We start from the raw sequence: 20184 nt of genomic DNA on the forward strand, positions 1-20184 counted from the left end.
CTTTCCGGATGGAATCGCTAACTGATTGACGGCTACCGTGGGCACCAGAGCGATGGTGAGCCCGGTGCCAAAACGATCCGGATCGGCATGCGGTCAACCATGGATGCCGCGTTCATGCTTCAGGCGTGGCGCATTCGGCAACCGTTGGTAGGTTTCTACCTGGTTGACCGTTGCTACAGCCTTTGAGAAGTCGCGGGGAAAAATGCATAACACGACGCGTCGACGTCTGATTCCGATGTCTGCATTGCGAGTTGATCGCAAGCGGATATTCTCCTTGAGGAGCTGGAAAATGCCTTCACGTTCTAACAGAAGCGATCCGTGGGTCCAGACAGTCGGCCTGCTGGCTTTGCTGTCAGGCGCTGCTAACGCGCCCCCACTCCTGTCGGCTGCGGCCCGAGAGGCCGGCCGAGGAGAGCTTCGCACACCGAGTCGATCTAACCCGCGAAAAGCGGCAGCAAGCGTGATCGACCGGCCTAGTTCGAGCAGTGCGACGATCAGCTGGTGCGATCCCACGTCGTGCCGCTATGTCGAACAGGTATGGCGCGCATCCATCGCGAGAATATCCGGTATCTGCGCGCTCAGTGGCGCGCGCATCAACCCAGGCGATGCCATATACAAGCCGGGAAGAGCCCGCTCGACGCCGGCCAATGCTGACGAGATGATACTTTCCTCGGTGGTGAACGATGTCGCGCAGAATTAAACGATTGCGAGACTGCCATCGCCTCGATGGACGGAGGTCATGGCCGACTCCAAAGCTGGGGCGACACCGGTCCTGGTCTGTCGGCGCGCCTAAGGTTGTTGCTGTTGAAGTTCGCTAATTCGGCTAGCGGTCTCATCATATCGCTATCGTTTAACCAAATCACGTTGCTGCGGCGCAAACCGCTTGTCGAGTTGGCCAACGAATACCTCGACAAGCACGGCCGCCAGCCAATCGACCGGCGTCTGCCGGAAGAAGCGCAGACGCTGGCATAAGCCTCGCCTCCGGCGGACACCATGCACGCCATGGCGCACCGGCGGCAAGAAACCATCGAAGCGTCCCGCGCGAGCGCGAACCTTACACAGCAGCGATGGCTTCGCGTGCCTCAGCCAATCCTGCGCTGGCTGCTTCCGGGCCCATGGCCAGGCCTTCAGCGTAGACGAAGGTCACGTCGGTCATGCCGAGGAAGCCGAGAAAGGTTTTCAGAAACGGCGTCTGGCTGTCGGTCGGGGTGTCAAGATACTTGCCGCCGCGCGCCGCGACCACGTACACCTGCTTGCCCTTCACGAGGCCTTCCGAACCGTTTGCCGTGTACTGGAACGTGCTGCCGGCGCGTGCGATGAAATCAAAATAGGTCTTCAGTTGTGACGACACGCCGAAGTTGTACAGCGGTGCGCCGATCACGACGATGTCGGCAGCTTGCAGTTCGGCGATCAGCGCGTCGCTGCGTGCGGCGATCGCGGCTTGCTCGGCCGTGCGCTTGTCGGCCGGCGTGAAGAACGCGCCGAGGATCGAATCGTCGAGGTGCGGCAACGGTTCAGCCTGCAGGTTGCGGGCGACGACTTGCGCGCCCGGATTCGATTGTTGCAGCTTCGCGGTCAGTTCGTTGACGAGCAGCGTCGAGGTCGCGCCTTGCGAGCGGGCTGCCGAGTTGATTTGCAGTATCGTGGTCATGATTGACTCCAGTTTAGGGCTCGCGCTGTAACGCGAGTGGCGCTATTGTGTTTTCTTACCGGGCCGCGAAAAAGCCATCCTGCAGCGACGCAACGTTGCAGGGGCAGAACAATCTGCCGCTGGAATTGCAGGTCGAAACGCAACCCGGCGCACCTCGCCTTGGCGTCAACCCGCCAGCCAGCGCTCGCGGCAGTTGCGCGCCAGCGTGCGCGTGTCGATTACGCTAAGGATATAGCGCGACAGTGCGCACAGCGGTCGCAGTACCGAGGTTGGCGCGATTTCGAAGAAGCAGTCGCGCATGCTCAGGAATGAGCCACGCATCCGCCGCCCCGCCAGCGCAAGACAGAAATACGCGTGACCAAACAATCTGTTTCACCCGTCAGCGTGACAACCGCGCGACGACGGGTCTGTCAACCAAATCGATTTCCTCGAGCCGCCTCAGTGTGGATTAGTGCGGTACGAACGCCCTTCCCGTGACATTCGGCGCTCGGGGGTCCGGATTCATATACAGACTCGTGCCATTCGCTCTCATGTTGTTCGCGGGCGCGCCCAATCCGCTGTTCATTCCACCGCCAATCGTCGCCGCGCCTCGCGCGATACCCGTGCCTGGGCTCGAGCCGACGCCGGGCGCCAAGCCCATACTTGCGCCAGTGTCCGCGCCGTTGATGCCGCCCGGTTGCACACCGCCGATGACATCGGGCGTCGAGCTAGCGGACTGAGCATGAGTCGCCCCCGATAGCCCGATCATCAATGCCGACACCAGCACACATTTTCCTGCGATATTCATAGTCCACTCCGTTGATCCATTGAGTCCTTCGCCCCAACCGACTCACCGCATAGTAGTGATTTCGGAAGAGTGACGCTTGCAAGTGCGACCGGTCCTTCAGTAAAACGCCCGCAGTGCTGCTTTGTTCACGTCTGAAACCGCGGCGCATTGCCGCGTTTCCCGTCATTTCGCTTCGCTCCCGCGGGTGTCGCCGATGGAAACCGGCAACTGGGCCGCTTGGTGTAGCGGCTCGTGCATAATGGACGACTCCAGAACCGGGTGTTAGCAACCGACAGACAAGCGGACCGCGAGGTTAAATGAGGCGCCGTGGAGATGCTGCGCCGACGTTGTTCTACAGGATGGAATCGGACGAACGGCCGGCAGCCTCCGTTTCAAGGGCCTCGATGGTTTCGTGCGCCGCTACCAATGCCGAATACACTTCCTGGCAGCGTTGATACAACAGGTATCCAGCATCTGTCGCCGTCACGCGCCGGGTCGTCCTCTCGAGAAGGCGGACGCGCATTTGACTCTCCAGATTGGATATCACGCGGCTCAGCTTCGATTTACTCACACCCGTCTCCTTTGAGGCGGCGGTGAAGCTCTCATGCCTGACGACGCACGCAAAGTACACCAGGTGATTGGGCTCGATGCCTGATTTGCCAGGGGGCGGGAATGTCATCGTGGTAAATCCTTCTCGAGCGCCGCTCGCCTTTGCCTCATGGGTACCCGGTTGAAACCGGTCGACGAACGGGCGAGCGGCCACCGATTACTGGGAGACCACCTCGTCAAGGGTGGGATAGTCGATATATCCCCGCTCCTCGCCCTGATAGAAGGTTGAGGCATCAGGTGAATTGAACGGGCCGCCGGACTGGAATCGCTGGACGAGATCCGGATTCGCAAGGAACAGCGTGCCAAATGAAACGAGATCCGCGTCGCCTGCTCGAATTGCCGCTTCGGCGGTCTCTGCCGTGTATCCGCCGTTGGCGATATAGGTACCACCGAACCGGGTTTTCAGGCTGCGGAAATCGAAGGGTTGGTCGCCGAGTTGGACAACGTGTAAGTACGCCAGCCCGTACTGACTGAGCATGTCGGCGACGTACCCGAAAGTAGCCGCCGGATCACTGTCACTCATCGAAAAGACATTGAAGCGTGGTGACACCCGCACTCCGACCCGCTCGGCACCAAACACGGGAATCACCGCTTCAACAACTTCGCGCAGAAAGCGCGCCCGGTTTTGCGCCGATCCGCCATACTCATCGGTCCGCACGTTCGTGCCGCTTTGAAGGAATTGGTCGATCAGGTAACCGTTGGCACCATGAACCTCTACGCCATCGAAGCCGGCAGCCTTCGCGTTTTCCGCGGCGCGCCGGAAGTCTTCGACAATTTCGCGGATTTCGAGTGTGTTCAGTGCGCGCGGAGTTTCGTAAGGCTTCATCCCCTCCATTGTGTAGATTTCGCCGGCCGCCGCGATGGCAGAGGGGGCGACGGGCAGCTCGCCGCCGGGCTGCACGACGCTATGCGACAGGCGGCCAACGTGCCAAAGCTGCAGAAAGATACGGCCGCCCTCCTGGTGCACAGCGTCGGTCACTGCTCGCCAGCCGGCAACCTGTGCCGGCGTGAAGATACCTGGCGTCCTCGGATAACCTTTTCCTTGCGCTGAGATCTGCGATCCTTCCGTGACGATCAAGCCGGCAGTCGCGCGCTGACGGTAGTAGTCAACTACAAGAGACCCAGGTATGTCGCCGCTGTCGGCACGGCTTCGGGTGAGAGGCGGCATCACGGCTCGATTGGAAAGGGAAAGACTGCCTAGCCGGACCGGCGACAAAAGATGGCTGAGAGAATGCGTTTGGTTCGATTGCATGGAATGCTCCTGTGGTAATCCGACCGCGTTCTGGACTTACCGGTCCAATATAATCTAATGCGACTCGTCGCATGCGGAATCCGTCCGAGAAACACCGTTGCAGCGATGACTGGAATCCATGTGCGGACGGCGCTTGACGGATTCGAGTGCTGATTGATATCGTTCGCATTAATCTGGACCATATGGTCCGCAATTATCATGACAAGGGTAGTTTCGACAGTACGGCCAACCAGACACGTGCTTGTACACCGAATCTGGACGAATTGGTCCAGAAAATTATCGCGAGTAATGCTTAAGTCCCAACTTTGGTTCGCAAGGATTGAGGGATAAGCCGTTGCGCGCCCATCCGGGAAGCCATTTCGCCGGATTCAACGAAGGAGTTGAAAATGAGCTATGACCGTCTTACCGCTGACAACGCAGCGTTGCTGCTGATCGATCATCAGACCGGTCTTTCGAACGGCATTCAGGACCAAAGCGTCCCCGAGTACATGACGGCGGTCGCGGCACTGGTAAAACTGGGAAAGACGTTTAGTCTGCCGACCATTGCCACGACCAGCGCCGGGGACGGTCCGAACGGCCCGCTGCTGCCGATCATTTCCAACACTCTGCCGGATGCACCGGTGATCCATCGTCCGGGCGAAATCAACGCTTGGGATAACAGCGAATTCGTCGAGGCGGTCCGGAAGACAGGCCGCAAGAAGCTGATTGTTGCCGGCGTGTCGACCGAAGTATGTGTTGCATTCGTGGCCCTCTCGGCGATCAGGGCGGGCTATGAGGTTTACGCCGTTATTGATGCATCGGGAACCTGGAACAAGCTGGTACAGGAAGTAGCCGTCACTCGCATGGCGCAGGCAGGCGTGGTGCCCATGACGTGGGTTGCTGTTGGTGCAGAGTTGCAGGGTGACTGGCGCAATCCTCACGGGCAGGAACTTGGCGCCGTCATGGGCGAGCACCTTCCGTTTTACGGCAATCTGATCGGAAGTTTCCGGGCGACAAAGGCCGGCGCACAGTAGTTTCCATCGTCTGTCCGCGGGGGGCCTGGCGCATCTGCGCCGGAACCTCGCATAGAAATAACAGGTACTCAAAATGGCTATACATGTTTCCAGAGCGGTCGTGAACCAGATGTCCAAGCGAGGTGCCAGTTTCGCGGCAGCGCGGATCGATCTGGCCGCGCTCCATGACTTCGTCAACCCGGTGGTAGGGCTTGATCACTTCCGGATGAGCGGCCCCACTTTCGCTCCTCATCCGCACGCTGGTTTCTCTGCCATCTCCTATATGTTCGATGATTCCGCGGGCGCGATGCACAATCGAGACTCCCTCGGGAACGACTTCATCGCCGGACCGGGCGATGTCATCTGGACTCAGGCGGGCAGCGGCATGATTCATGACGAGCTTCCCGCGCAGAACGGTCGCGAGGTCCACGGGATCCAGCTTTTTGTCAATCAGACTTCTGCTAACAAGCGACTTGATCCTGAAGTCTTTTGGCTCAAACGGAACGATGTGCCCGTAATTGATGACGGTACCGGCAACCGGATCCGGGTTGTCGTTGGCGAACATGAGGGGAAGCGTTCGCCGTTAGTCCCCGCCGAACCGTTTCTGCTACTGGATGGCGAGTGGTGTGTGCCAACCGATCTTCCGCTCAACGCCAACTGGAATACGATCGTCTATGTGCTTGAAGGAGAGCTTCGGCTGGATGCGGACGGCAAGGCAATCCAGTTGCGACCAGGACATACCTTGGGCATCCGCAGCGACGATGCCGGGTCGGTTCGCCTTGAACCATCGGCACCAACGCATATGCTGGTGTTGGCAGGCCCGGCAATCGACGAACCGATGGTCACGAATGGTCCCTTCATCATGAATTCCGCAGCGCAGATTGAAGAGGCTGTGGCTCGTTTCAAGGCTGGAAAAATGGGGCGATTGCAGGCGATAGGCACTGGCCAGCGCGAGGATTGACGCCCTGAGGGCCCGCTTACGGCGCTGATATCGGATAACCGCTGCCGGCGTTCGTTCCGAAGCAACCTTGAATTCTCCCGGGGAACGTTGCTAAATTGAGGTAAGCGGACCGGTCGGTCCGGAAATGACAAACTACTAGCTGGAAACGTGAATGGGAAGGGTACAGGAGTTCGACTCGGGCGAAGCGCTTGATAAGGCGATGGGCGTGTTCTGGCACAAAGGATACGAGGCAACTTCGCTAAATGACCTGCTGGCAGCCACCGGGCTGAGCAAGAGCAGCCTTTACGCCACGTTCGGTGGAAAGCGGGAGTTATTCCTGACGGCATACGATGCCTATCGGGAGGAACGGGCGCGGGAAATGCATGATATCCTGGCGCGCGGAAGCGCACGTGATGCAGTCGAAGCGTTCTTTCGATTGATTATCGGCAACGCGGATCGATTGGAGTTCTCGAACGGCTGCATGAGCGTCAATCACGCGGTGGAAATGGCGCCACACGACCCGGATGTTCAGGCCCGGGTTGAGGCAGATTTCCAGCTCATAGAAGATGCGCTTGCAAAAACGATCACACGTGGGCAGGCCGATGGTTCGGTCGGTACGAAGGAGAACGCGCGCCGGCTCGCAAGGCTTTTCACCGTGGCGTTCCCCGGTTTTCAGGTGATGGTGCGAGCCGGCGCGAAGGGCGTTCGCATGAGAGATGCGTTGGCGACGTTGCTTGCCAACCTGGACTAGCCATTGATGTCCCCGGGATCATGCCACCTGAAATGGGTTAGCCGATTCAGAATTTGAGGTGACGGCTGTGGGTCGAGCGGGCATCTTCCTTCGGGGCGTACGCCGGTTTCGCGACCGCAAACGCACACATGCGTTTCTATCGAGCTCTTATCCGATCCGGCAACGCTTAGCGCTCAATCACCTTTATCGGCTCCTTATGTCGAAGGGAATCCTGACATGAAGGAGCGTCCGATCCGATTCAGCGAAATGGGTGAGAAAAGCACGTCTAAGCCTGGCCTCTGTCGTGCCAGTCGTCAATCGCGGTCCGGGCTCTATGCTCAAGCGCACTGATCGCCATCAGAGGGTCAATTTTAGCTCTGGGAACGATCAGTTCGACGTCGACCGGAGCACCCTTCTCCTTATGCCCGTCGGTACGTTCAATCACCGCATGGCAGACCCACTGAACCCCAAGCTCATCTGCCGCAGCATCGGCAGTTACCCGAAAACCACGATGTTCGAAAGACACAAGACCTCCAGATACACTACAAATTGCAGAGTCCCCGACGGTCGTGCCGAGAACCCTTAAAGCGTCATTCCCCACCAAAGTCAGGACGCTTGATACCCTCGCCGATACTCAGCCGACCCGGTCCGAACGTGGCAAGATACAAGAGGCCACCGAGTATCGCGAGATTGTCGAGGAAGTGATTCAACTCATCCTGAAAAGCGGCCGGCGCTGCAGTCCAGGGAGCGTGGATCGTTACCGTCACTGCAATGACCGCAATGAACAAGGCGATCGAGGCCTCCCGAAGTTTATATCCCGAGATGATTCCGGCTGCGCCGACGAGCCATAGAGCAATCGTCGCAATGAGAAGCGGCGTCGTGAATGGAATTCCCTTTTGCCGCATGAGATCGGCCACGCTCCCGAATGCACCCATCATGCCAAGTGCACTAGCCAAAAACATTCCGCCGATAAGAATTCTTGCCGCTAACGTGGCGTATTTTTCCATTAATGGCGACTGTTTCACTACGTGATTCCCATTTGAGATGACAAATAAAAGTAGTCCGAATTCATGGTGCGACCGCGTGACTTGTGGCCATTCAATCAGTTGGTCTGCTTAGTGCGGCGGTCGAGTTACCCAAAAAAAATGGGGCGCGGTGATCGAAGGGTTCGAACTGCCGAGAATTCGGCTCAGGCACGCCCTCTTCCGAGCTGGACATGCGGTTCTTGAATCACCATGTATGGTCGCATCCGGTCGCATGGGACCATAGGGTATGTGGACGGTCGACTTGAGACGCCCGGATGACGCCCCACGCGACCGGACCAGTACCGCTTGTTACGCGAAACTCAATCGAACAATCCATGAACAAGCCCAGCACGCTCCAATAGAGAGTCTCGCGAAGAGACCAATGCTGCATTCAGGCGTTGATAATCCACATCGATAAGCTTGCCCATCCATTTCCGGATTCTGCCATTCACCAATACCGTCTCAACGTTCGAACGCTCCATCAGGGTTACCACGGCCCCAGGAACATTATTGAGTGGGCTGACATTGATGGCACCGCCGTCCAGAAGAATGAGGTCAGCCGCCTTGCCGGGTGAAATGGTGCCTATCTTTCCGTCAAGCCCCAGTGCTTTCGCGCCACCGAGGGTCGCGTCTCGAAGGACCTCGCGGGAAGTCATAAGCCGCGGCAGGTCGTCTGATCCGGACAAGGCGAGCTCGTTCACGAGCGCGCGCTGCAGCGTCACCGTGGAACGCATCTGCGTAAAGAAGTCTGCTGTCATTGTGCATTCGACGTCCGAACTCAACGACACCGGCACCCCCAGTTCGCGCGCCTTAAGAATGGGCGGCATACCGTGACGCATGCTCATTTCTATCGGGGTGGACAGGGAGATGCTTGCACCCGCCTCGGCCACGGCGCTCCACGTTACGTCGCTCATTCCCGTCATGTGGATAAGAAGGTGGCTCGACGTAATGCGTCCCGCGCGAGCAAGGGCTTCCATTTGGGGACCCATACCCATGGCGCCCACTACATGGAGCGCGATGCGCATTGAGAGATCCTGAGCCAGAGCCCATGATCGTTCATAATTCGGGAGGTAGATCTCTCCCCCCATAATCATGGTCACCAACTGTTCGTCCGAACTGAAGTACTGGCGACGCAATCGCGTCACGTCCTCAGGGTATTGCGTCTGGGGCCCTGCGCCCTCAAAGAAACCAAATACAGACCGGCGGCCAGCGTCGAACAGGCCGCTGATCGCAGCATCGCTATGCTCGGGCGAGTGGTGGATTTGCGATACGTCAAGGACTGTCGTGACTCCGGCATCCAACTGGCTCAGTGAACCGAACAACTCGCTGATGTACACATCCTCCGGCCTATAGACGGGCGCCAATTTGCCGAGAACATGCTCCAGATAGTTGGGCTGACCTTCCTCACCGCCATTGCCGGATAGCAGACCGTTGGGCAGCATGCTTCGCAAAGCTGTCTCAAACTGGTGATGATGCGTGTCGACGAAGCCCGGCATGACGATCCTGCCCCGCGCGTTGATCACCTCGGCATCGCTGACGTCGATCCGCGGAGCAACGGCAGTGATGGCGTGTCCTTCAATCAAAACGTCGCCAACCGCGAAATCGCCCAGTTCCGGATCCATCGTCATGACATGGCCGCCGCGAATCAATACCCTTTTCCCAGCCTCACCGCTTCCCGTGGGCATTGCGTAATTTTCCACGGGCGAGTTGACATGACCATCCGCAAGACGGCTAAGAAACCGCTCCCCGGGCGTCTCGCTTTGGAGCCTCTGACCATCGCCTTCAAGGCTTCTCATACTGTCGCAAACGCGGCACATAAACACTCCTTACCTAAATATCAGATGGAATCCAGTCGGCCGAGACGGGCTTAATTGCCACCGGACAAGTTCCCCCGGTTCCGCACTCGAAAGCCCCGGTCCGTTTTCTTGAGTAGCCCCATTCATGTCGGGACCCTTTGCCAGAGCAATTCGATCCAAGACGATCACAACGATTCAGTCGCCAAATAATAACAGCGTTATAAATAAAATAACACCGTTATTTAACGTCGTCATCCACGTGGATCAGTCGAGTGCACAAATAGATGTGGCCTTGCTCTGCCCAGCAGCTTGAGGCGCTCCGCCGAGGAAGGCAGCAGACTCAAGTGCGGAGCGAAACATCCTTGCATCATCGTCACTTAGTGCACTGAAAACGAGTGGCCCCGCAGCAGACCACCAATGACTTCAGTTCAAACGCCTGCAGACCGAACACGCAGTACGGAAACCGAGGGTCCACCAGTCCCCGCCTGTCGGTCCGATTCGCAAGGTCTTGGCGCAGCGCGGCTAACAGCGTGTTCTCGATACGCCACGGACCCGGTTCACACGAACCGGGGGCCGTTCCTTCGAGCGGTCAGCGTTAGTGCGCGCCAGCTGCCGCCGCGCCGCCACCGCCCTTGCCCGGTTTCGTCAGCCAGATCAACGGAATGATCATGATGAAGATGATCGACGACAGCCAGAAGATGTCATTCAAGCCCAGCATCGCAGCCTGCGCATTTAACGACCGTTCGAAGAATGCTTCCGCCTGGTCCATGCCGCCGCCGAGTGTCGCATGAATGCTCGCGATCGCGTTGTTGTAGGCCGGGTTGTCGACGCCCGTTTGTTCGGTCAGTTGCGCGTGATGCAGAATCGTCCGGTTGTTCCAGCCTGTCGTGACCAGAGACGTGCCCACGCCGCTCGCAAACACGCGCACGAAGTTCGACAAACCGGCGGCGGCGGGAATCTTGGCCGGCGCAAGGCCCGACAGGATGATCGACGTCAGTGGCACGAAGAAGAGCGCGGTCGGAATGCCTTGTAGCAGGGTCGGCAGCACGAGCGTCCACGAATCGACATCCGTCGTGTAGTGCGAGCGCATGAAGAACACGCCCGCATAGCCGAGGAAAGAGAGCGTCGCCAGCACACGCGCATCGGACTTCGGCATGATCTTCGCCATCACCGGCGTAAGCAGTACGGCGAAGAAGCCGAGCGGCGCCGTCACGAGACCGGCATCCACCGACCGATAGCCGAGATAGCCCTGAATCCACTGCGGCAAGATGACGAGGTTCGAGAAGAAGACTGCGTAGGCGACCGAAATCGCAATCGTGCCGCCCCGGAAGTTGCGCTGGGCAAAGAGTCGAATATCGACGATCGGGTTCTTTTCGGTGAATTCCCAGATCAGGAAGAACACGAAGCTGATCACGGCGACTATGGCAAGAATGCAGATCACCGGCGAACTGAACCAGTCGAGATCCTTGCCCTTGTCGAGCATGATCTGCAACGACGCGACCCACACAATCAGAGACATCAGGCCCACCTTGTCGATCGGCAGCTTACGCGAGGGCGTTTCGCGGTCGCGATAGATCAGCCACGTGACACCGGCTGCAAAGATGCCGACGGGGATGTTGATGTAGAAGATCCACGACCAGCTATAGCTATCGGTGATCCAGCCGCCAAGCGCGGGGCCGGCAATCGGGCCGACGGTCGCCGTCATTGCCCACAGCGCAAGCGCTGTCGAACTCTTTTCCTTCGGATATGACCCGAGCAGAATGGCCTGCGACAGCGGTATCAGCGGGCCAGCCACCGCGCCTTGCACCACACGCGCGGCGAGCAGCACGATCAGGTTCGGTGCGATGCCGCACAGCCACGACGAAACCACGAACAGCAGGATGGCGGCAACAAATAGCTTGATCTGTCCGACGCGCTGCGTGAGCCAGCCTGTCAACGGAATGGCAACCGCGTTCGCCGCGGAGAACAGCGTGATTACCCACGTGCCCTCGTCCACCGATACGCCGAGGTTGCCAGAGATGGTCGGAATCGCGACGTTGGCAATCGATGAGTCGAGCACATTCATGAACGTCGCCAGCGCGACGGCAAGTGTCGCGAGAACCAGTTTTCCGCCGGTGAGAGGTGGCGGAGCAAGTTGCGTCGAGGGATTCATGTCACTTCCAGTTTTTACTTCCCAACAGGTCCGAATCGATTGCGCGGCGATCCTATCCGGTGCTGCAATTCGCGTTTAAATCTGACCTGTGAGCTATTTGAACGAAAAGAAGGATGCGGATACGAACTGCGTCCTGACTGGCAATTAGCCCGCGCGCATCGCAACTGCCTTCGCAGCGACGGTCTTTGCGGCGGGTTGATTGGCCACCGCGCCCGCCCGTCCGCCGACCGTGTTCTGCGCGATGATTTTCGCGATCTCAGCGTCAGCCTGCGCACCGTATTCGCTGAACACGTCGGTGCGATACGTCGTGTTCGCCGCCGCGCCGAGTTGATGACCGGAGTGGTCGCGCGTATCGACGTCCACCTGCATCGACAGCCCGATGCGCAGCGGATGCGCATCAAGTTCCTTCTGATCGAGCTGGATGCGCGCCGGCAGACGTTGCACGACCTTGATCCAGTTGCCTGTTGCGTTCTGCGCGGGCAGTACGGAGAATGCGCTGCCGGTGCCGGCGGAGAAGCCAACCACGCGGCCGTGATACGTGACACCGCCGCCATACACGTCGGCCGTCAGCGTGACCGGCTGGCCGATGCGCATGTTCTTCAGCTGGCTTTCCTTGTAGTTCGCATCGACCCACACGCCGTCGAGCGGCACAATCGCCATCAGCGGCGTGCCTGGCGCGACGCGCTGGCCGACCTGCACGGAACGGCGCGCGACGTAACCCGTCACCGGTGCGGGCAATGTGTTGCGCGCGTACGCGAGGTACGCGTCGCGCACTCTCGATGCGGCGGCCAACACGTTCGGATGCTGTTCGATCGTCGTGCGGTCGGTCAGCGCGCGGTTTGCCTCGGCCTGCTGGCGTGCGGCGTCGAGCGCGGCTTGCGCGGCGGCGACGGCGTCGTGCGCATGCGCGACTTCTTCGCCGGATACCGCGCCTGTGTTCGCGACGGCCTGGCGGCGGCGCAGATCGTCAGTGGCGCGCGCGAGGTCGGACTGCTTCTGCGCGACGTTCGCGCTGTAGAAGTCGTTGTTCACGTACAGGCTGCTGACCTGGCGGACCGTCTGGCCGAGCGTCGCTTCGGCGTTGCCGAGCGCGACTTTCGCGTCGGCGGCATCGAGCGTCACGACGGGGTCGCCGGCTTTCACGATCTGCGTGTCGTCGGCGTTCACGCCGATCACCGTTCCTGTCACTTGCGGGGTCAGTTGCACGAGATTGCCACTGACGTATGCGTCGTCAGTCGACTCGTGATAGCGGGAATAGGTCATGTAGTAAGCGCCGTATGCCGCCGTCGACGCGACGATCGCCGCGCCGAGCAGCGCGAGCATCGTCTTGCGCTTGCGAGTGTTGGGTTCGTTGGCGACAGCGGCAGCGGCTGGTTGTGCTGCGGATTTTTGCTTGGTGGTGGCCATTTCGCGGTCCGCGGTGTCGACTTCGCTCATTTCAGTTCTCCAGGCAGATTCGTTGCGTGCCGCTTAGCGCGCGGCGACGTCATCGGCACGCGACACTGCCGCGGAGGCCGGGTTCGGGTTCGAGCTCGACCTATCGCTGTACCCGCCGCCGAGTGCGGACGCGAGCGCGATCTGCTGATCGCGGCGGTTCATGCGCAGATTCGCGACGGTCTGATCGGCGGACAACGCATTCATGTCGGCGTTGAGCACGGTCAGCTGATTCGTCAGGCCGGCCCGGTACTGGATGACGGCCAGCTGGTCGGCCTTGCGGCCGGCGTCCTGCGCAGTTTGCGCATCGACGAGTTGCGAATCGGTAGAGCGCACGTCCGCGAGTTGCGTCGCGACTTCGCTCAGCGCGGTCAAGAGCGTCTGGTTGTATGTCGCGACGGCGTAATCGAAATCGGCGTAGCGGCCCTTCAGTTGAGCGCGCAACGCGCCCGCATCGAAGATCGGTAGATGGATCGCCGGTCCCACCGAAGCGGTGCGGCTAGCGGCCGTCAGGAAGCGGCCGAAGCCAAACGCGTCGAGACCGATGGCTGCGCTCAGGTTGATGTCGGGATAGAACTCGGCCTTCGCTTCCTTCACATCGTGCGTCATCGCGTCGACGCGCCACCGCGCAGCAACGATGTCAGGACGGCGACTGACGAGATCGGCAGGCAGGTTGTCCGGCAGACGCACTTCGTCGCCAATGCCGAGCGCCGGGCGAGCGATCTGCAAGCCACGGTCGGGGCCGGCGCCGAGCAGCGCGGCGATCTCATAGCGCGTGGAGAGGATCTGGCCGTCGAGCGCCTTCAGCGCGGCGCGGCTTGTCGCGAGATTGGCCTGCGCGGTCTTGCGTTCCACTTCGGTATCAAGACCCGTCGCGATACGGCCCGCTGTAATGCTGTCGATCTGTTCGCGCTGAGCGATTTCCTGTTGCGCGATGTCGCGCAGCACGTAAAGGCGCGCAAGCTGGTTGTAGGTGCGTGCGATCGACGTGGTCAGCGTCAGCTTGACGACTTCCGCATCGGCCTCGCTCGCCTGCAGTTGCGAGATCGCGGCCTTCAGCGCTTCGCGGTTCTTGCCCCACAGGTCGAGATCGTACGACGCGCTCAGCAAGCCCTTGTTCTCGGTTTGCCACGAACCGCCGTACGGAGGCGGCACGACCGCCGTGCCGGAATACAGCTGGCGCGTCAGCGAATAGCTCGCATCGACGCGCGGCATCGTGCTCGCCTTCGCCGTTTCGCTATACGCCGATGCCGCCGCAACGCGCGAGCGCGCCTCGTCGATCGTTGGGCTGGCTTTCAATGCTTCGTCGATCAGCGCCTTCAGTTGCGCATCGCCGAACTGGTCGGCCCAATCTGCTGCGGGCCAATGGCCCTGCTCGGCTGGAATGCTTTGCTGTATCGCGTACTGCTGCGGATCGGCTGTCTTCTGGTCGCTATAAATGCCGGCGTAGTTCGCGCACGCCGACAACACTGCGGCGAACATAAGCGACACGCCCACTTTCAACACGCGCGACGTCAGCTGACGCGCTGCCCGCCGACTCATGTTTAACTGATTCCTCATTTTCTGACCTATCAGTAAAAAAATTGCTCAATCGTTCAGAAACTTGCGTAACAGACGGCATAGCTCTTCGAGTTCGGCCTTGGTAAAACGCTCGAGGCGCGCGTTCAGCAAATCCGGCGCGATCTCACTGATATGCAGCGCCACTGTGTGGCCCGCCTCCGTGAGTTCGAGGTTCACACGCGGTGGTCGTCGCTGCTGCGCGAGCGCTTCACCCTGCCGAGCACTTCGAGCTTGTCGAGCGCGCGCGTCATTAACCCCGTGTCGATGCCCAAATGCGGCGACTGGATCGCCGGCGTCGTATTTTCTCCGGCCCGTTTCCTGGAATGGCGTCAAATCATATTGAGACCCTAAGACAGAGCTTCGCCGGACACTTCAGTCCCAATTGACCAAGGCGATCAAACGGTCCAGCGTCAAATCATAACAGCGTTATAGAGAAAATAACATTGTTATTTTCCGTCAACGAAGCGAATGTGGAACGCTTTGTTCCTTTAGTGAGACAAGGGCTACGTGCTTGATCAGACGATACGCACATCACCTTATACAGGCGGTGTGGTTCTGCGGCGGGGAATGGCGCGTCAGTCGTTGACGAACTTGCGCAGCGGACGGCGCAATTCGGTGAGTTCGGCCTTCGTGACGTTCTTCAGCCGGGCGTTCAGTCCGTCCGAGGCGATTTCGGGAGTCTGTTCGGCGACCGCCATACCGGCTTTGGTGACCGACAGGTTCACGACGCGCCGGTCCCGCTCGTCGCGCGCGAGTGAACAACCGTGTCGTTTCGAGTTTGTCGAGCATCCGAGTCATCAGGCCCGTATCGATGCCGGGCATCTTCTGCAGTGCGAACGGTATCGACGCCAGATTCTGCTAGCGCATCAATAGGATGCCCATTTGCTGGCCGGAGATGTCGAAATCCTTCAGCTCGGCGTCCAGCTCCATCACGATCAGGTTACGCGCCTTGGCGAGCGCGAAGCAGACGGTATCCGTGAGGTTGAAATTGTCTTTAGTTTAGTGACGCAGGCGGAACCTCCAGAACGAAATCGATCTGACTGACAAATCAGATACCACGAGATCATAACAGTGTTATAGTTCTATCATTCTGCGTCGTCATGAGGGTAGACGCCTAAGCAAACCCGATCCCGCCGTTAAGAGGCGAGCGCATGGCCCCCGTACGCCGAGAGCCGCCCATTTCCTGGCAGAGCGGTAGAATTTCAGCAGGCAGCATCGAGGCTTGCGTTGTCCGTGAACGTTGACGTAAATGCAAGAACGTTGTCACCGCGGAACCTGGGACGGACGCGCTTCGAGTGCTCGCCTTGCAACCCGCCATTGATTGCCGTGAAATGACTGTACTGTCCGCCGCTGCGCCACAACGACGAGTTGTACCGTTCGTGCTTGCAGGCGTCGTCATAACGCCCCGCTGGCACGATGGTTGATGCACGCCCAGCAGACAACAAGTTCGGATATCGGGAATATCACTCTGCCAGCGCCCGAAGTCACCACACTAAGCATCTGTGGCACACGCGACGCCGGTCCGCGGCAGGCACAGATCTATCTCACCTATAGTCAGGAGCTTGATTGACAAACAACCAAGACGACAGTATCGAAGCTCGACGCGCACGACTGCTCGACGCGGCAAGCGTGCTGCTTGTTCTCCAAGGTCCTGATGGCTTGTCCTTGAGAAAAATTTCGGCGATGGCTGAGGTATCTACCATGGCGATCTATTCTCTGTTTGGGGGAAAGGAGGGGCTTGTTAGCGCACTTTTTGATGAGGCTTTTCAACGACTCCTCCGCTACCAGGAAAACGCTAGTCAAATCACAGATCCATTGGAACGACTGTATGTGATGGGTTCCGCTATTCGCCGATTCGCCGTTGCCGACCCGGCCTACTACGCGCTGATCATGAGCGAAATCATGCCCATTCCAGAGGCCTCGCAGGAACGAGCAGCTGCGGAAAATCGGGCGGCGCCCGTGGCACGGAGTGTAGTACACCGCGCCGCCTATCACCGTCTGCTGGATGCAGTAATGCAGTGCTGCGACCAAAAGATCATGAACCCTGAGGACAACGCTGCGGTACTCGCGGACGCGATATTGGCTACGGTCCATGGTCTTTGCAGCCTTGAGGTGGCCGGATATCACGATTCAGCCAGCGCAGCAAGAGATCGCTTCTTCTTTACTTTCGAAGCACTGCTACGTGGCGTACTCACTGAAAAGGGGCGCAGAAAGATGTCTACCTTGCGTGTGCGCGCGAATACGCATCAACAGGACCCCGTTGCTAGTTATTCCTCGGCCCAATCCTGAAATGTGGAACGAAAACCATGGACCGTGATCTCGGTATAGCCCATGCCATCAAGCAATTCCAGCATCGCCATATTCGATAGCGGAGCGCCCTTTTTGTCGCCCGGAAAGAGATAGCCATACATGGCCGTCTGCATAGCCTTCTTCACGAGTTCGCAGGCGGTATCGCTCAATGGCACCCGGTGAGGAGAGGCGGCCTGGATAAACGCTGCCAGGTGCAACTGCAGATACCCAATGCAAATCCGGTCGTCGTGACGTCCATCGCGAAGGACTGGCGCGGCGCACTCGATCTGGCACTGGCCCGCGCGGCTTCTTCGATCGCTCGCAGGCGGCAGGTCCGCGTCGCAAGGCGTCGCGCGAGTCAATGCGAGTTGACCGGTGCCTTCCAGCCCGAAGCCGCCTAACCAACCATGCCTGCACGGCGACGGCCAGCTTTCACTACTGGTCCGGGGCGTTCGCTGTCTGCCAGAAAACCTCGGCTACCGTCCTCGAATGCGTACCCAGACCGATGAAGCCGCACGCGGGGCAACGCACGAAAAACTGGTCGGCAACGCGTTCGTAATAAATGATTGCGTTTTGTCGTTTGTCATTGCTTCGCGCCAACGGGACCCCTGTGACGTTGCAGACGCGGAAAGTATCTGTTGGGCGAAAGGTGATTGTAATGATCCGTTAAACAGATAGACTGCCTTCAACGACTCAGCAAAAGGCTTCCGCCACCGGCGGTCGTTGTTTCGCTAACCCGATGTTTTCTGTTTCTGACTTTTTAAATTGGAGAATTAATCATGGCTAAAACGTTTATCCCCATTCTCGTGCTCGTGTCGGTCCTCGCGCTGCCCACGATGGCGTCCGCTAACAGCAACGGTCCCCTGACGCGTGAGCAGGTGCGCGCGGAACTCATCCAGCTGCATCAAGCCGGCTACGACCGCAACCACGGTGACGCGCACTACCCCACGCATCTCCAGGGCGCGCTGAAAAGCGTGGCCGCTCAGCAGGTACTCAGTGGCTACGGTGGCGTCGTGAATTCGGGCGCTTCCGGCGCACCGACCCAGGTCGCCTCCGATCATTCGATCTACAAAGGAAGCTGATGGACTATCAGCCGGGTGGCCGGGCGCTTTCAACCGTCCGGCCAGATGATCCTCGGCGAGCGGCATCATCGCGGCTTGCCGGTTCACAAAAGAGATTCTTATGTTTTTGCACGCAATCGATCAACTGCGACGCCTTCGCGAAACGGGGGCAACGTCAAGCTGACCAATAGTGTCAGTTGACGTTACCGTTTCGCGCTATTAATCCGCGCTGTCGATTCGAACCAGCGCTTGTGCGTCCAGCAAGCTGTGTTGCAGCCATTCGTAAGTGACATAGGCCAGCCCGCCGTCGCCCCAGCCCGATGACCAGGAGTTCTTAATGATGAAATATCCGCCGCCCGCGACCTGATCACTGTCCTTGTAGCCGACGACTAGAATTTCGTGACCGCACAGGCTGGTCCCGCAGCTGTCCGCCTTGATGACCCACGACACGACGCCGCCCTTGTACGTCGCAACCTGGAAATCGAAGTTCGCGTTGATGGCCATGACCACGGGGTAGCCGCGATACAGCGCTTGCTTGATCCGGCCAATGGACGCATAGAGCTTGTGCGCCGTGGTCGTCCGAAATCCTGAGGAACTCGCTGCGGTAGAATCCTGCTGCCGGGTATCGCTGCCGCCACCCTGCGCCTCGGTTGCCGAGCAGGTGGCATTAGGGTACTTGTGGTTGTAGTTGGCGCAATACTTGTCATCGCCATTGTATGGCCAGGATTTCTCCGCAACGAACTTGGTCTTGTTGTCGACAAATGCAGCAATAGTGTCGTACGGGTCGAGTCCGGCGTTGTTCCAGGTATTGGTCAGTAGCTTTCCCTGGAAGTACGTGTTCTGTTCCGACAGCTGAGTACTGTTCTGCTGCCTCGAGAGCAGCAATTCCGTTGCGGCGTTCAGGGCGAACGCTACGCACGTGCCCCGTTCGCCCTGATCTTTGATACCACTCTTCAGGGACTCGAGATTCGTGATAAGAGCGCTGTGGCCCACCCCCAAGGAATCCGAATCGACCGTGTCACAACCTTCCAGACCGCTCGGGCAACTGTTCCTGCTGGCCTCAGTCAAACGCACCTTATAGTCGCCGAAGAGTTGGACCATCGAGTCGGAGACCTCGATGTTGGAGGCAAGGTCCTTTCCCACGCTTTGGTAGCTGATCACCTGACGGGTGACGCTGGACAGGTCGGCCTCGTAGCGGGTGTCGCTTCTCCCGTCACCGTAGCTCGGCGCATAGAAGCCGGTATCTGAGGAGCTGTTGCTGCTACTGTTTCCACTGCTGCTACTGTTTCCACTGCTGCTACTGTTTCCACTGCTGCCACCGCCCCCACAAGCATGAAGCGAAAGGAGAATGGCGAGCACAGCTACACGGACAAGTTTCATAAGATTTTCTCTTCAGCGGCGATCAGAACCTTCTTCACGTGGGTTCAATCCAGATAGATGAGACGCCAACGCGGCGTCGGGAAAGTACGGCCAACCATCGGCTTGGGCTATACGCGAAACCTCTCAGCTATCGCCATCTGCCCCTGACCAGCCAGCTACGTCGTCGAGCTCAAGACGGAAGCCTGGGCGGCAGTTGTGACCGGGACTGCGGCGCCTGCTTGACAAGGTATTGCTGGATCTGCGCGGCAGTGAAGTAGTCCTGAATGAGTCGTATCGATTTCTTCGAAATGCGCAGCAAGCGGCGACATGGCTTACAGCTGCCCCTTCGTCAACCTAGCGTTTGGATCGAGAACAAAGGTGTTTGCTTCATCTGGTTGTCCTAAATTCGTTGCCGGCCAGTCACTCGTCCGCGACGGATGGTGATATTACACGCAAAAGTGATTTTATAGTCACCTATGATGTTGTTTTTTGTATTCAACGGCCGCTGGGTCGGTCTTGGCGCGAAAGAAGGCGCAGTTGCGGCGCCGCAGAAGACGGTAGATGCGGC

General features: G+C 59.0%; 19 protein-coding genes and 2 pseudogenes. 6 read left to right on the forward strand and 15 right to left on the reverse strand.

Features of this window, described 5'->3' with window-relative positions; all coding sequences use genetic code 11:
• Nucleotides 1–289: 289 nt before the first annotated feature.
• On the forward strand, nt 290–700 hold the full coding sequence (locus HV744_RS38565) for a DUF3331 domain-containing protein (protein WP_425497869.1): 411 nt from the start codon (nt 290–292) through the stop codon (nt 698–700).
• Between the two features lie 354 nt (nt 701–1054).
• Here the strand turns inward: HV744_RS38565 and HV744_RS28595 are convergent, their stop codons facing one another.
• The 5 genes from HV744_RS28595 to HV744_RS28615 form a co-directional block, all read right to left on the reverse strand.
• Entirely contained in the window at nt 1055–1651 is a 597-nt protein-coding gene (locus tag HV744_RS28595; protein ID WP_175152721.1) for an FMN-dependent NADH-azoreductase, read from the reverse strand.
• A 165-nt stretch (nt 1652–1816) separates the two neighbouring features.
• Entirely contained in the window at nt 1817–1972 is a 156-nt protein-coding gene (locus tag HV744_RS28600; RefSeq protein ID WP_175152722.1) for a hypothetical protein, read from the reverse strand.
• A gap of 127 nt (nt 1973–2099) precedes the next feature.
• Nucleotides 2100–2438, reverse strand: coding sequence for a hypothetical protein (locus HV744_RS28605; RefSeq protein WP_175152723.1), 339 nt, complete (start codon nt 2436–2438; stop codon nt 2100–2102).
• Nucleotides 2439–2769: 331 nt separating this feature from the next.
• Nucleotides 2770–3096, reverse strand: a complete 327-nt coding sequence (locus tag HV744_RS28610) for a LysR family transcriptional regulator (protein WP_175152724.1) — start codon at nt 3094–3096, stop codon at nt 2770–2772.
• 87 nt (nt 3097–3183) lie between these two features.
• A complete protein-coding gene (locus tag HV744_RS28615) occupies nt 3184–4278 on the reverse strand; it encodes an alkene reductase (protein WP_175152725.1) in 1095 nt (364 codons plus the stop codon).
• A 386-nt stretch (nt 4279–4664) separates the two neighbouring features.
• Here HV744_RS28615 and HV744_RS28620 point away from each other — a divergent pair, with 386 nt between their 5' ends.
• The 3 genes from HV744_RS28620 (at nt 4665) to HV744_RS28630 (ending at nt 6961) form a co-directional block, all read left to right on the forward strand.
• Nucleotides 4665–5291, forward strand: coding sequence for an isochorismatase family protein (locus HV744_RS28620; RefSeq protein WP_175152726.1), 627 nt, complete (start codon nt 4665–4667; stop codon nt 5289–5291).
• A 109-nt stretch (nt 5292–5400) separates the two neighbouring features.
• Nucleotides 5401–6231 carry a pirin family protein gene (locus HV744_RS28625; RefSeq protein WP_246279235.1) on the forward strand — a complete coding sequence of 277 codons (831 nt, stop codon included), beginning with the start codon at nt 5401–5403 and terminating at the stop codon, nt 6229–6231.
• A gap of 151 nt (nt 6232–6382) precedes the next feature.
• A complete protein-coding gene (locus tag HV744_RS28630) occupies nt 6383–6961 on the forward strand; it encodes a TetR/AcrR family transcriptional regulator (RefSeq protein ID WP_175152728.1) in 579 nt (192 codons plus the stop codon).
• A 265-nt stretch (nt 6962–7226) separates the two neighbouring features.
• On the opposite strand, the gene HV744_RS28635 is transcribed toward HV744_RS28630, so the two are convergent.
• From HV744_RS28635 to HV744_RS28670, 8 genes and pseudogenes are all read right to left on the reverse strand, one after another.
• Nucleotides 7227–7466 carry a hypothetical protein gene (locus HV744_RS28635; RefSeq protein WP_175152729.1) on the reverse strand — a complete coding sequence of 80 codons (240 nt, stop codon included), beginning with the start codon at nt 7464–7466 and terminating at the stop codon, nt 7227–7229.
• 64 nt (nt 7467–7530) lie between these two features.
• On the reverse strand, nt 7531–7965 hold the full coding sequence (locus tag HV744_RS28640) for a DoxX family protein (protein WP_175152730.1): 435 nt from the start codon (nt 7963–7965) through the stop codon (nt 7531–7533).
• Between the two features lie 320 nt (nt 7966–8285).
• A complete protein-coding gene (locus tag HV744_RS28645) occupies nt 8286–9650 on the reverse strand; it encodes an amidohydrolase family protein (RefSeq protein ID WP_217469168.1) in 1365 nt (454 codons plus the stop codon).
• A gap of 706 nt (nt 9651–10356) precedes the next feature.
• Nucleotides 10357–11913, reverse strand: a complete 1557-nt coding sequence (locus tag HV744_RS28650; protein WP_175152732.1) for a DHA2 family efflux MFS transporter permease subunit — start codon at nt 11911–11913, stop codon at nt 10357–10359.
• A gap of 144 nt (nt 11914–12057) precedes the next feature.
• A complete protein-coding gene (locus HV744_RS28655; RefSeq protein ID WP_175152733.1) occupies nt 12058–13350 on the reverse strand; it encodes an HlyD/EmrA/EmrK family protein in 1293 nt (430 codons plus the stop codon).
• A 33-nt stretch (nt 13351–13383) separates the two neighbouring features.
• Nucleotides 13384–14907 carry an efflux transporter outer membrane subunit gene (locus HV744_RS28660; RefSeq protein WP_175152734.1) on the reverse strand — a complete coding sequence of 508 codons (1524 nt, stop codon included), beginning with the start codon at nt 14905–14907 and terminating at the stop codon, nt 13384–13386.
• Between the two features lie 27 nt (nt 14908–14934).
• A pseudogene (locus tag HV744_RS28665) lies at nt 14935–15215 on the reverse strand (MarR family winged helix-turn-helix transcriptional regulator); the annotation flags it as partial.
• Between the two features lie 267 nt (nt 15216–15482).
• Nucleotides 15483–15906 (reverse strand): annotated as a pseudogene (locus HV744_RS28670) (MarR family transcriptional regulator); the annotation flags it as partial.
• A gap of 567 nt (nt 15907–16473) precedes the next feature.
• On the opposite strand from HV744_RS28670, the gene HV744_RS28675 reads away from it, so the two are divergent.
• Nucleotides 16474–17196 (forward strand): TetR/AcrR family transcriptional regulator, encoded by a 723-nt coding sequence (locus tag HV744_RS28675; protein WP_175152735.1) that lies wholly within the window; start codon nt 16474–16476, stop codon nt 17194–17196.
• Here the strand turns inward: HV744_RS28675 and HV744_RS38570 are convergent.
• Nucleotides 17175–17558 carry a hypothetical protein gene (locus HV744_RS38570; RefSeq protein ID WP_175152736.1) on the reverse strand — a complete coding sequence of 128 codons (384 nt, stop codon included), beginning with the start codon at nt 17556–17558 and terminating at the stop codon, nt 17175–17177. The genes HV744_RS28675 and HV744_RS38570 overlap by 22 nt on opposite strands.
• A 417-nt stretch (nt 17559–17975) precedes the next feature.
• Here HV744_RS38570 and HV744_RS28685 point away from each other — a divergent pair, with 417 nt between their 5' ends.
• Nucleotides 17976–18278 (forward strand): DUF4148 domain-containing protein, encoded by a 303-nt coding sequence (locus HV744_RS28685; RefSeq protein ID WP_175152737.1) that lies wholly within the window; start codon nt 17976–17978, stop codon nt 18276–18278.
• Nucleotides 18279–18476: 198 nt separating this feature from the next.
• Here HV744_RS28685 and HV744_RS28690 read toward each other — a convergent pair whose 3' ends face one another.
• The gene (locus tag HV744_RS28690) at nt 18477–19637 is read right to left on the reverse strand and encodes a C1 family peptidase (RefSeq protein WP_175152738.1); all 1161 of its coding nucleotides are present in this window, start codon (nt 19635–19637) and stop codon (nt 18477–18479) included.
• Between the last annotated feature and the right edge of the window lie 547 nt (nt 19638–20184).

It is taken from the genome of Paraburkholderia ultramafica, assembly GCF_902859915.1.
GTDB lineage: Bacteria > Pseudomonadota > Gammaproteobacteria > Burkholderiales > Burkholderiaceae > Paraburkholderia > Paraburkholderia ultramafica.

Coding starts and splice junctions, on each gene's coding strand:
- HV744_RS38565 (WP_425497869.1), top strand. CDS start 290: ATGCCTTCACGTTCTAACAGAAGCGATCCGTGGGTCCAGACAGTCGGC.
- HV744_RS28595 (WP_175152721.1), bottom strand. CDS start 1,651: ATGACCACGATACTGCAAATCAACTCGGCAGCCCGCTCGCAAGGCGCG.
- HV744_RS28600 (WP_175152722.1), bottom strand. CDS start 1,972: ATGCGTGGCTCATTCCTGAGCATGCGCGACTGCTTCTTCGAAATCGCG.
- HV744_RS28605 (WP_175152723.1), bottom strand. CDS start 2,438: ATGAATATCGCAGGAAAATGTGTGCTGGTGTCGGCATTGATGATCGGG.
- HV744_RS28610 (WP_175152724.1), bottom strand. CDS start 3,096: ATGACATTCCCGCCCCCTGGCAAATCAGGCATCGAGCCCAATCACCTG.
- HV744_RS28615 (WP_175152725.1), bottom strand. CDS start 4,278: ATGCAATCGAACCAAACGCATTCTCTCAGCCATCTTTTGTCGCCGGTC.
- HV744_RS28620 (WP_175152726.1), top strand. CDS start 4,665: ATGAGCTATGACCGTCTTACCGCTGACAACGCAGCGTTGCTGCTGATC.
- HV744_RS28625 (WP_246279235.1), top strand. CDS start 5,401: ATGTCCAAGCGAGGTGCCAGTTTCGCGGCAGCGCGGATCGATCTGGCC.
- HV744_RS28630 (WP_175152728.1), top strand. CDS start 6,383: ATGGGAAGGGTACAGGAGTTCGACTCGGGCGAAGCGCTTGATAAGGCG.
- HV744_RS28645 (WP_217469168.1), bottom strand. CDS start 9,650: ATGCCCACGGGAAGCGGTGAGGCTGGGAAAAGGGTATTGATTCGCGGC.
- HV744_RS28650 (WP_175152732.1), bottom strand. CDS start 11,913: ATGAATCCCTCGACGCAACTTGCTCCGCCACCTCTCACCGGCGGAAAA.
- HV744_RS28655 (WP_175152733.1), bottom strand. CDS start 13,350: ATGAGCGAAGTCGACACCGCGGACCGCGAAATGGCCACCACCAAGCAA.
- HV744_RS28660 (WP_175152734.1), bottom strand. CDS start 14,907: ATGAGGAATCAGTTAAACATGAGTCGGCGGGCAGCGCGTCAGCTGACG.
- HV744_RS28685 (WP_175152737.1), top strand. CDS start 17,976: ATGGCTAAAACGTTTATCCCCATTCTCGTGCTCGTGTCGGTCCTCGCG.
- HV744_RS28690 (WP_175152738.1), bottom strand. CDS start 19,637: ATGAAACTTGTCCGTGTAGCTGTGCTCGCCATTCTCCTTTCGCTTCAT.